Source organism: Cytobacillus sp., from assembly GCF_964223445.1.
Lineage (GTDB): Bacteria > Bacillota > Bacilli > Bacillales > Cytobacillaceae > Cytobacillus.
Window position 1 is genome coordinate 18007 of the sequence record NZ_CAXQGS010000123.1, and the last position, 11871, is coordinate 29877.

11 protein-coding genes are annotated in these 11871 nt (G+C 43.8%); all 11 read right to left on the reverse strand.

Annotated elements, in window-relative coordinates:
* Positions 1 to 6: 6 nt before the first annotated feature.
* The 11 genes from ACEQ1T_RS20670 to ACEQ1T_RS20720 all read right to left on the reverse strand — a co-directional run bounded on the left by ACEQ1T_RS20670 (position 7) and on the right by ACEQ1T_RS20720 (position 11776).
* Entirely contained in the window at positions 7 to 516 is a 510-nt protein-coding gene (locus ACEQ1T_RS20670) for a 3-phenylpropionate/cinnamic acid dioxygenase subunit beta (protein ID WP_370224539.1), read from the reverse strand.
* Positions 517 to 554: 38 nt separating this feature from the next.
* Positions 555 to 1862: an aromatic ring-hydroxylating dioxygenase subunit alpha gene (locus ACEQ1T_RS20675; RefSeq protein WP_370224540.1), complete on the reverse strand. Its 1308-nt coding sequence runs from the start codon at positions 1860 to 1862 to the stop codon at positions 555 to 557.
* A gap of 86 nt (positions 1863 to 1948) precedes the next feature.
* On the reverse strand, positions 1949 to 2731 hold the full coding sequence (gene nadX, locus ACEQ1T_RS20680) for an aspartate dehydrogenase (RefSeq protein ID WP_370224542.1): 783 nt from the start codon (positions 2729 to 2731) through the stop codon (positions 1949 to 1951).
* A gap of 12 nt (positions 2732 to 2743) precedes the next feature.
* Positions 2744 to 4189, reverse strand: a complete 1446-nt coding sequence (locus ACEQ1T_RS20685; protein ID WP_370224543.1) for an aldehyde dehydrogenase — start codon at positions 4187 to 4189, stop codon at positions 2744 to 2746.
* A gap of 13 nt (positions 4190 to 4202) precedes the next feature.
* Positions 4203 to 5921, reverse strand: a complete 1719-nt coding sequence (locus ACEQ1T_RS20690) for a thiamine pyrophosphate-binding protein (RefSeq protein WP_370224544.1) — start codon at positions 5919 to 5921, stop codon at positions 4203 to 4205.
* Between the two features lie 27 nt (positions 5922 to 5948).
* A complete protein-coding gene (locus ACEQ1T_RS20695; RefSeq protein ID WP_206839401.1) occupies positions 5949 to 6740 on the reverse strand; it encodes an SDR family oxidoreductase in 792 nt (263 codons plus the stop codon).
* A 23-nt stretch (positions 6741 to 6763) separates the two neighbouring features.
* Complete coding sequence (locus ACEQ1T_RS20700) at positions 6764 to 7678, reverse strand: VOC family protein (RefSeq protein ID WP_206839399.1); 915 nt, start codon at positions 7676 to 7678, stop codon at positions 6764 to 6766.
* Between the two features lie 164 nt (positions 7679 to 7842).
* Positions 7843 to 8379 carry a cupin domain-containing protein gene (locus tag ACEQ1T_RS20705; protein WP_035329812.1) on the reverse strand — a complete coding sequence of 179 codons (537 nt, stop codon included), beginning with the start codon at positions 8377 to 8379 and terminating at the stop codon, positions 7843 to 7845.
* Positions 8380 to 8526: 147 nt separating this feature from the next.
* Positions 8527 to 9804: an MFS transporter gene (locus ACEQ1T_RS20710; RefSeq protein ID WP_370224546.1), complete on the reverse strand. Its 1278-nt coding sequence runs from the start codon at positions 9802 to 9804 to the stop codon at positions 8527 to 8529.
* A 292-nt stretch (positions 9805 to 10096) separates the two neighbouring features.
* Positions 10097 to 10879 (reverse strand): IclR family transcriptional regulator, encoded by a 783-nt coding sequence (locus tag ACEQ1T_RS20715; RefSeq protein ID WP_035329809.1) that lies wholly within the window; start codon positions 10877 to 10879, stop codon positions 10097 to 10099.
* A gap of 78 nt (positions 10880 to 10957) precedes the next feature.
* Positions 10958 to 11776 carry an alpha/beta fold hydrolase gene (locus tag ACEQ1T_RS20720; protein ID WP_206839393.1) on the reverse strand — a complete coding sequence of 273 codons (819 nt, stop codon included), beginning with the start codon at positions 11774 to 11776 and terminating at the stop codon, positions 10958 to 10960.
* Positions 11777 to 11871 lie beyond the last annotated feature (95 nt).

Below are 11871 nucleotides of genomic sequence, written 5' to 3' on the forward strand. Positions count from 1 at the left end.
TCCTCCTTATACAAAAATAGCAAGATTTCTGGTATTGAGTGTCGTCTGATCGACAATGAAAACCCTCTTGGACAATTTCCAGACGCCATCTTCATATATAAATTCATCATGCCGTTCTCCTGAAATCAGGTCATGATGGATGTCTGTACTGCGGCTGCGATAGATTAGAAGATAACTATTTACAGAAGCTTTTTCATTCGGGACATAGTCGGAAAGCTTCACATTGCTTACATAGCGGCGAGTGCGGGAAGGCGGAATTTCCGCCCAGGCATAATCCGTTTTTAACCGTTCGACTCTCAGGCTCAGCAACTCTATATCATCATTAAAAGAAAACATATCTTCCGCATAATCCGGCCTTTCAGTGCCTTCTTTATTGACGCGTACAGGCATTTGATAACTCAGAGATGAATGCATAAGGTTGAACCAGCCATCAAAATCGATATGATCAAGCAGCTCAGCTTCTCTGTAGAGCCATTGTTCAAATTCATAGGTTGCGAGCATTTTCTCTAAACTCATTTTGTATTCCCCCATTTCCAGGCATCGTTCCAGTTTACTTAAGCGTTCATGAGATCAAGCCAGTAGCGATAGAAGTTCCTTTGATTTGCTTCAGAAAACTTATCATCGTAGACAACACCAGGACCGATGAAACCACTGACCGGTTCACGGTGCATCCCCATCGTATAATTGTAAACAAGTTCTTTCATAACAGGCATTGGACCTGATGCGGCAGCGGTTATGTCAGTAAATACTTCTGTATCATCCTGCTCGAAAATGCCTGAAGGGCTGAACGTTAAAATGAATGAATCCCTTGAACGTTTCTTCCAGTCCTCTGCCGCATTTTTCTCTACGAGGAACCAGGCGATCACTTCCATTTTATCAGGCCCAATTGGCCTCCACATCCGAACGGTTGTATTCGAAATCAGCTGCCCTTTCACTTTTGTATGCGAAATGAGGAAGCTCAGGTTGGGAAAGATGTTACCGATCATATTTTTCAAATTGGCCAGCACACCATATTGTTCATCTGTTAAATTGGATTTATATTCCGATTTCAGCTCTTCAGGGAATGCGAAGTCAGGATTAGGAGTGCCCAGATTTAATCCATGCCCGTTCATTGTGTGGATCTGGTATCCCTTTTTAGAATATGTTGCACTGGGCACCATGCCCAATTTTGCAATGGATCCATGAGTGACCATTGTATGGTAGGAATCGCCGACAAAGTTATCTGCTCCTACCTTCCAGTTTGAATGGATGATGAATCTTTGCGGAGGGCCGACGACTTCCATTTCAGCACGCCCGGCTAAAATGTCCAAATACCATTTGAAATCGCCCAAAAAATCTGAAAGAGACTCTGCTTCTTCATTCCAGGTTCCAAAAATAAGGCCTTTATACGATTCAATCCTTATTTTGTGGAGTCCCAGCTTGGACTTATCCAGGTCAGTTCCATAAATATCCTTCTGCAGAGGCACTCCAATCAGATCACCATTGTTTTTAAAATTGAATCCATGATAAGGACATACAAATGAGGATTTATTTCCTTTGTCAGCACGGCATAATTTCATCCCCCGGTGTGTGCACATATTGTAAAAGCCGCGGATTTCATTCTCTGAATCTCTTGTAATGATAATAGAGTAGCCTGCTAAATCTCTTAGCATATAATCATTTTTATTTGGGATTTCTGATTCATGACCAATAAAAAGCCAGGTTTTCATAAACACCTTTTTATGCTCAATATCGTAAATCTTAGGATCTGCGAGGATAAAAGCAGGAATGGATCCAGCCTCAGGCTGGACTGTTTCGTTTAAGTAGCCGATTGTTTCTTTTTGGGTCATTTCTTCTAAGTTCTTAGTTGTCGTTTTAATCATATGTAAATTCCCCCTTCGTCTTAAAATAAGCTTCTCCAAGGAGCGAGGAAAAGAATTTACTATTCTCTTCCTCTATAGCAGCAGGCTCATCCAACCCGGATCATCTCATCCCTATTCTTCAATGAAGCCAGGATGCTTAGAGCTGCCAGGTAGCTTGTCTTTGGATTATTAGGCATCGGGTCATTTTCGACTTGAAGCGACAGCTTTCCGAAGGAACCTGCTGCCTCAATCGTATGGCTATTTTTCCTTACTGCTGGATCGGATATGATTTTTACTCCGGTATTCTCGGCACCTAACCCCGCGAGAGACAAAATAATGGATACATTGATATTCCTTGGGAATAATCTAATGGCTTCGGCGGCAGACCCCTCAAAAAGCACCTTTTCGCCATCAAGCGGGGCACCAGGAAGCGCCTGAGGAGGCTTCCTGGTGATAATGGATACAGAATCCAGTTCACCAATCGATTTAGCTGCTTTTAAAACATCCAGGCCGCCGATTGCCCCTGATGGCAAGTGAATTTTCGTATTATTTAAAATGCAAATTTCTTCAAGGCACTTATAAAATTCCCGGTCTGCCAATGCCCCAACACTGCTGACAACCAGATCTTTGCCTGAGAGCAAAATGGAAGCAGCGTACTCCTCTACAGCTTCAACAGTTGCTGCTTCTATAACCAGGTCGGCATCGGATTTTAAAAGGGATTCCACGTCTGCAAAGATTTCCGCACTAAATTCCAGTGATAATTCCTTTGCCTGTTCCTGGCAGCGGGTATGAAGGCCAATAATTTGCGCATTCGGTATTAAGCAGTCTTTATTAATGCTTTGAAGCAGGAACCTGCCTATATTCCCGCCTCCGATTAAGGCTAATTTCATATCGGTATCCCCCTAATTGGCAAACCCATAGGAATCTGCAAAAAACTCCAGGCCGCAATGCCGCGTTTCACGTGAAAGTCCGCTTTCCTTTAGGCCCGGGAAGTCCAGATGGAGATCCTGAAAAACGGTATGATTATTATGGAAAACGGCGCCGGCCTCTAACCGGTCTGCAAATTCGATTGCTTTGGATTCATCTGATGTCCAAACAGAAGCCCTTAAACCAAATTCACTGTCATTTGCAAGGCTGATGACTTCCTCATCCTCTTTAAATGGAAGGATCGGAATGACAGGTCCAAACTGTTCGGCACGAACAATTTCACTTTTCTGATCCACACCGGTAATGATTGAAGGAAGAATGTAATAGCCTTTATCCCAGGAATCAGGATCAAGCTGAATTCCCCCTGTGATGACTGTGGCACCGGATTTTCTGGCGCGTTCGATCAGGCCATTCACATATTCGTACTGAGCCTTATTGTTCAAAGGCCCCATCTCGGCATCAGGCTGAATGCCGTTTCCAACCTTAATATGCTGAAATTCTTTTCTAAGCTTTTCTGCCAGCTCACCGTATCGTGATTCATGGACATAGATCCTTTTAATGGCTGAGCACACCTGGCCTGCTGCCCGGAGAACACCGAAACGCAGGCGCTTAATAGCGCTTTCATCCAGATTGGCATCCTCGAGGATAATTGCCGCATCATTCCCGCCAAGCTCCATGTAGACATTTTTCACTGTGCCTGAAGCAGCACGCATGATTTCTTTGCCAGTCTCCGTACTGCCGACAAATGCAATGGTCCGGATTCGCGAATCTGAGCAAAGCTTATTGCCAATAACCCTTCCTGAACCAGTCACAACATTAATGACTCCGTCAGGGAAATAAGAAGCTACTGTCTTGAGAAATGACATGATCGTTAGCGGACAGCTCGTCGCCGGCTTTACAACGACTGTGTTTCCGGCAAGAACAGCCGGAATCACCCGCTTAAACGTAAGGATCATTGGTGAGTTCCATGGAGAGATCACCGCCGTTACACCACGGGGACGCTTGCGGATTTGAACCTTCTGGGAACCGGGAATGGATTCAGGCTTCCACCATTCCAGCAGCACATCGGCAGCTTCCTTCATAATATCGACACAGCGCAGAAGGTCTTTTTTCGCTTCCACCAGCACTTTTCCATTTTCTCGGATCAGCAAGGATACGTTCTCTTCGACACTTGCTTTAATCTCGTCCGCAGCCAGCTTCATCCGGTTAGCCCGATCCTCAATCTCACTTTTCGACCAGGTTTCAAAAGCTTTTGCTGCTGCTGAAATGGCCAATTCAACCTGCTCTTCTGTACATAAAGCAACTTCGCCCACGACTTCCTGATGATCAGCCGGATTTATAACATTTGTCTTTTTTTCTGCCTGGATCCATTTTCCGCTTATTAAATATTTTCCTGAAACAAATGGATACGTTGAAATCATCTCAATCACTCCCTTACAGCCTTTTCGGTTTGAAAGCTTCTGCCGCGCCCGGCGGCCCTCCGAATGGTTTCGCCATTGGCCCGACTGCTTCCATATCCACTACAATCATGGATGGTTTTCTCCTGTCCATTGCCTTCTCCAGTTCAGATGCGAATTCTTCAGAAGAACCGATTTTCGCAGAAGCAAATCCCATGGACTGAGCCAGCAAAACGAAATCTGGGCTAACTAAATCGACCGCTACCTGCCGTCCATAGGCTGCATCCTGAATATTCCGGAGAACGCCATATCCTGCATCATCAAACAGGATGACGATTAATGGAAGGTCTTCCTGTACTGCCGTTGCCATTTCACCCACATTAACCATGAAGCCGCCATCTCCAGCTAATAAAACAACTTGTCTATCCTTACATCCCATTTGTGCTCCGATTGCAGTCGGCAAACCTTGCCCAATCCCTCCGCCTGAAGCATGAATGGATGTACGAGGCTGATATATTTCAAATAATCGGCTGCCCCAGACATTTGCCTGTACCGTAACGTCACGCACCAATACAGTATCCCTCGGGAGCAATTTACGCATAGCATCAGCAATATTTTCATATGGTCCAAGCGTAGCTCTCAGCTGAAGACGCAGTTCTTTTCTTACTGAAAGCACTTCTTCCAAATATTCTTCGGATGGCGTCGTAAATGATTCCTTAGCCAATTCTTCATTTACTTTTCTCAATATAAGCTTAGCATCACCTGCCAGCCCGATGGCAGCCGCATAATTTCTGTTCATTGCCTGCAGATCAGCATCAATGCTGATATGATTTTCAGGAACTTCTATTTTCCAGTTGGAGGTTTCATTCCCTCTGAATCTGACTCCAATGCTGATCAGGAGATCCGATTTCTTCACTAAATCCTTTGTTAATTCAAAAGATGCAAAGTGGCCAATACATTGAGGATGATCCTCCGGAATGCTGCCCTTGCCTGACTGGCTTGTAATAACGGCTGCCCCGATTCTTTCCGCAAGCTCCTGCAATTCTTTGGAAGCCCCGGCGCTAATGACGCCCCCTCCTGCCCATATGACCGGGCGGCGGGCCTGGCTGACTTTGGTTATCGCCTCTTTTGGAAGATACGATATGGAGCTGTTTTCCTGCACATTCACTTCTTCCAATGAATAATCCTGTATAATCGCAGATTGGAAATCGATTGGGATTTCTACTGAAACAGGCCCTGAAGGTGCAGCAGCAGCTTCCTTAATCGCTTGCCTGATAACCGCTGCTGCCTGTTCAGGCCTTCTTAGCCGCATCGCTTTTTTGCAAGAACCCTCCATTATAGACAGCTGGTCTTTACACTCGTGAATATAGCCTCTGCCCGTTCCCAAATACGGTGATGCAACCTCACCTGTCAAATGAAGGACCGGAACACCTGCTGCCCATGACTCAATCAGTGAACCAGCTGCGTTTCCTGCACCAGTTCCCGTACTCGTGATGACCACTCCCAATTTTCCTGTCGCACGTGCATAACCATCTGCCATATTTGCCGCACCGCTCTCTCCGCGCGAGCATACCAGATGAATTCTCCCATCACGAAGGATGGCATCATAGATCGGCATATTATGAATGCTTACAATCCCAAATGCCACCTCAACTCCAGCACGGACGAGTTCCTTCACCACTGCATCTGCTGCAGTAAATTCCATTGACTCATTTGCTTTTGCCGGCGCAATTTCCAATTGTTCCTGTTGGCTCATCCTAATCATTCCTGCCTTTGCTTGAAATTAAAGCGCTTTCCCCAGCGCTCCAGCTGTTTCAATGGTTGATCCTGAAACATAACTTGCCTGCTTTGAAGCTAAAAAGAGAATGACACTGGCTACCTCTTCTGCTTCTCCAACCCTGCCCAGCGGAATCTTCCGCTTTGCTGCAAGATCTTTGTAATATTCCTCGGCATCCATATCAGGTGCATTTTTTAATCGTCTGCGTTCCCACTGGTCTGTACGGATTAATCCAAGACTTACGGAGTTGACCAGGATATTGTCTGATGCAAGCTCTTGGGAAAGCGTTTTACTTAAGTTCAGAAGACCTGCCCTTGTAGCAGCTGTAGCAACCATATGTCTTTCAGGTTCCTTTGCGAGCGTCGCATTAATATTAATGATCCTTCCGCCTCCGCTCTTCACCAAATATGGATGAACAGCACGTACCGCATGGATAATGGCAAAATATTTTAACTGAATCTGCTCCTGCCATTGCTCATCTGTAATATCGAAGAAATGGCCCATAACACTTTGTCCGGCTGCATTAACCAAAATATCAATTCCCTGAAATCGGGCTGCTGCCGAATCGACAAAACGGGTAACATCCTCTTTATTTGTTACATCACAAGTGGCAGCAAGAATCGACTCCCGGGATCCGAAATGCAATAAATGGTCAAAGGCATTATCCTTCCTCTCGGCATTCCTGCCGCATACTGCCACATTGGCACCTTCCTGAAGGAACATTTCTGCTGTCTTGAGGCCTACTCCAGAAGTCCCGCCCATAATGACTGCTGTTTTTCCTTTTAAACCAAAGTCCATCACGATACCCCTTTCAAATATCTTTAGGTTAATGCTTTCACGCTGATCCAGCCCGGATCTGGCTTTCCGCCCATCGCCGCACGTGCTTCAGGTTTTGGAGGTCCGGCTATTCCCCATTGATCCATCAGGTGTGGAACCCTTTTCCATACTCGAGCCACCCATTCTTCCTCGTCTTCAATGGTTTCGAGATAACAAGTGTATTCCATGACAAATTTGGAAGGATCCTGGAAGTAACAGAAGATGTTATTTCCCGGTCCATGGCGTCCAGGACCCCAAAGCTCCTGATAGCCTGCCTTTCGGACGTTCGAAATCCCCCGCATAACTTCGTCCACTGTGTCCACCTCATAGGCAATATGATTGACAGATGCATGCTGGTCCTGGTTGAAGGCAATTGAGTGATGCTTCCTGTTGCAGCGGAGGAAGGACATTTGGTGTTCGCTCCAATCAGTAACCTTAAATCCTAAAATATTTGTATAAAAGTCTGTAATCATATCCAGGTCTGCCGTATTCATGACAACATGATTCAGCTTCACCGGATCAACATTCTTCTTATTCCAGATTGTCGTGTGCATTTCCACCCATGCTGAAAGTTCAATGCAGCGGTTTTCCGGATCAGCAAAGCGTAGCCCGTACCCTTTACCTTCTTCATCTAAATAGCCCGGCGGTGAAATAATCGGGATCCCCTTGGAAGCCAGAATCTCCGCAGCCCTGTCAACGGCGTTCTTATCAACCATTCCAAATGCAATATGATGAAGCCCCGCTTTTTCTCCCCGCTTCAAATGTAAAATATGATTCTCTGAACCAGCACCTCTGAAATAGACAGAATCCCCATCTTCGGATACCTTATCAAGACCCCAAATCTTCTCGTAAAATTCAGCCTGCTCCTCAAGAACTGGAGTAATGAGACTAATGTGCCTCAAGTGAGTAATGCCTAACATCCCATGCACCTCCAAAGTAATAAGTCTTTCATTCAATCAGTTGCATGCAGCCATGTGTATCAGGAAACCTTTTTTGTTAAAGGAACCGGGATGACCCGGCAAATTTAAGTGTTAGCGGTCCATCCCGGTAATATTTATTAGATTGCCAGTTTGCTTGAAAACGATTATTTTCCGTTGATAATGGCTTCTCTTTCTTTCGCACGCTGAATGCGAAGCTCCTCAAGAGCACTCCCCTTCGGATATGTAGGAAGATTTGGTTTTACGGCACCAAGCATAACCAGCATTAACGCTTCTTCATCGCCATCATTATGAATGCCGCGGTACACTCCTGGTGGAGAACTGATGCAATCGCGCTCATTGAGACGAATTTCATGAACTTCTTCCTTCCCTACTTCCTGGATAAGAGCCTTTACACTCCCCTTAAGAATAAAGAATACTTCTTCCACATCATCGTGAAGATGAAGAGGTCCAACACATCCAGCTGGAAGGACCATCGTGCTGAGTGTGAAATGTTCCGCTGCAATTACATTTGAATCATTATTCGCTGTTGCTCCGCGGCCAATATATCTCATTTGCGCCCTTTTATACTTTGGATCAATTTCTTCCTGAAATTTAAGAACATTCCAGTCCAGTGATCGGTCTTCCAGCCTTGCTACATATTTTTTTTCAAAAGCCTGCACATCAAACTTTTCAGCTGACATTTAATATCACTCCTAAACTATTATTATGTTTTATATATAAAACAATGTTTTACTTACAGGTTAATAATAAATCCCAATATTTAATATGTCAATTAAAAATATTGAGAAAAATTAAATTATTGAAACTTTGTTTTAAATATAAAACTTTTATACGATTACTTTTCTATTTGGAGGAATCTGTTCTATCCGAAGCTCCGCTGCCTCTTTTTTGATTGTGAATATATAAGCGATGAAGCCCAGACTCGCTGCAATAATAAGCATAACGATAGATGGGCCAAAATCCCCGCCTGCAAGGTCTCTCATCCATCCCATGATATAGCTTGAAAATCCGCCTAAAATATTTGTGAATCCCATAAGACCGGCAGCGCGCCCTGCTGTTTCCGGGGTCGAAAATTTCACGATAAATAAATTGCTTAAATGGAAGACTCCGCCTTGAGTTCCCATTGCGAGGCCCATACAAATACCTGCCAGAACCGGATGCGGTGCAAAAATAGCTGCTGTTAAGAATACTGCCGTTAAACTGAACAGAATCGTGGCCAGCAAGCTTGGACGTCTTGTTTTGTCTGCCAAAAATCCGCAGGATAATACAAACCCTAGAGCAAAAAGCCAGGATAATGAGGTAATCCCTGTCATTGCTTCTCTTGAGAAACTTTTCGCCTCAACGAGATAAGTAGGCAGCCAGATGCTTATTCCGAAAAACAAAAACGATGACATTAACATGCCAAACCAAACGATCCAGTAGCGGTAGTCCTGGGCAAAGCTTTTCTTTGTTTTTTCAGTGCCATCAGACTTGCGGATATACGCAAGCTCTTCCTTATCAATTGCATAATGTTCCTCAGGAGTATCCCGGGTAAGGAACCAAAACATTGGAATAACAATAAATAGATTAAAAGCAGCCAGGAAGAAAAACGCAGCTTCCCAATGGAAAGTGGCAAGCACTAAAGTCAATATAACGGCACCACAGGCAGGTCCGAAATAATTGCCCGCGAGCCAGGTAGACTGTGCCCGGCCAAGTTCCCTCTGGTTAAACCAATTCGAAATGAATTTTCCGCAAACCGGAATCATCATCCCTTCACCGAATCCAAGAATAACCCTGCTGACTAAAAACATCTCATAGGAAGTTGACAAACCGCCTGCAATCATGGTCGCAGTCCAAATTACCAGCCCGAATACAGCGGTTTTCCGAGGGCCTGCTTTATCAATAACAAAGCCCCAGAAAATGTTTGAAACGGCGTAAGAGATTGTAAAGATAAATGTTATTAAGCCAATTTTGGCGTTTTTGTCTGCCCCTGTTAGCCCCAGATCACTAAGGAAGCCAGGATCCGTTTGAATAACCGAGATTCCCAGTTTATCAATTTGTCCAAAAAACCAGAAAAAGAATATAGGCACAGCAATATAGAGCCATCTTTTGTTCCCCTTCAGCATTTGTGATCCCCTTTCAAGAAACATATTCATTTTTTGTAACCGCTTTCAATAACATTCGATTCTCAAATATTATACTTCATAAGAAAAAAAATTTTTGGTGGTATTTTTTGCCCTCCTTTCAGCCATTCTGTGTTTTATATATAAAACAATGTTTACCACTTATTAATAGTGTAAAGTTTTTCGAAAATTGAGTCAATAAAAAATTTCAATTTGTTTCATTTGCTAAATGATGTTTTATATACAAAACAAAAAAGCTTGCAGTGCTGCAAGCTTTTAACCCTTCTTTTTATTCCTATAGATGATATCCCATATAGCCTGATAACTTTTTTGAAATCTCAAGCACTTTAGGCAGCGCTACTTGTTCAATAAACTCATCATGGAATGTTGCCTCTGTTGCTACAACATTAATAGCAGCCATAATGCTGCCGGATTTATCAAATATCGGTGCCGCTACCGATTGAATCCCATGGTGAAGCTCTCCTTTTGTAATGGAGTATCCATTTCCCCTGATTATTTCAATTTCATTTTGAAAATCAGCCAGGGACGTTTTGGTCCGATCCGTATACGGCTTCAATTCGGACCCATAAAAAAGCTGTTTCAGCTTTTCCTGCGGCTGATAGGCAAGCAGCAATTTTCCATTTGCGGTTGCATGAGCCGGGAGCCTCAGTCCGATATTGACATTAATAGCAGATACCCCTCTGACAGGTGCACTGCCAACATACACCACTTCATTCCCATCCAGAATGGATAAATGGCAGGAAGCCCCTGTTTCATCTCTTAATGTTTCCAAATAAGGCTGGGCAATTTCCGGAAGTTTTAACGTACTTAAATAGGAAAAGCCCAATTCCAATACCTGGGGCGTTAAACTATATCTCTTTGAGTTTTCGTCCTGGTCAAGATAACCAAGCGATTGGAGGGTATACAATAATCGATACGGGACCGTTCGGCTAACATTCAATTCTTTTGCAATTTCAACCAATGACAGAGTTGGACGCTCTTCATTAAAGAGCTTTAAGATTTCCAATCCCCGTACCAGAGCATTGGCATTATACCGCTCTTTTTCCTCTTTTGCCATGCAAGTCACCCCCTGTGTTTACATTTTTACTAACATATTAACAAAACCAGGATAGAAATAGGAAGTATTTCTCTATGGTTACCTTTCTGCTAATTCTTCGTTTTTGTATGCTCCCTGCAGGAAATTCAAAATAAGGGCATTAAAATAGTCCGGATTCTCCTGATAGCATAAATGCCCTGTTTTCGGAATGGTTTTCAGAATTGAATTTGGGATGTACTGATGGAAAATTTCTGATTCGCTTACAGGAGTAACCTTATCCAATGCCCCGCAAATAACAAGGACAGGAACAGGAATGGAAGGCAGAATATCCATTTGATTTAAATTTGAAAGTGAAAAAGCCACAGAGCGATAGCCCATCGGCCTCACCTGGGACATGATGCGTTCTGCTTCCTTCTTTACTGCTGGATCCGGGTTTGGCGCAAGAAGCTCTTTTACTCTTAACTGAGCCAATTCCTTTGGATCCAATTTATCAATATTATGTAAGCGGTTCTTCAGCCTTCTTTCGTTTTCTTCATGACTCTGCCCAGCGGCACCGCGAGTGGCATCTGCAATAATCAGCCTGGTCACCATATCGGGATAACGGCTGCAGAAATCAAGCGCGATGGCTGAGCCCATTGAATGGCCTAATAGATTAACAGATTGATAATGCAGCCCTTCAATAAAGCCCTTCAAAACATCAGCAAATTGGCTGAACTGTGTAAATTCCTCCCCAGGATCAGAACTCTTGCCATAGCCGGGCGCATCCCAGGCAATAACAGTAAATTCCTTACTCAGCCCTTCCAGCTGCTTTTTCCAGGATTGTGAATTGTTTCCCAGTCCATGAAGAATAACAAGCGGCTCACCATTTCCTTCTACTTCATAATGAATAGTTAAATCATTGACATCAATAAATGGCATTTTATTAACCTCCACACATGTTTGTTTTGTAAGTAAAACATCGTTTCGGTTAACCTAATCATAAATCATATTCTGGAATAGTCAACTGAATAATC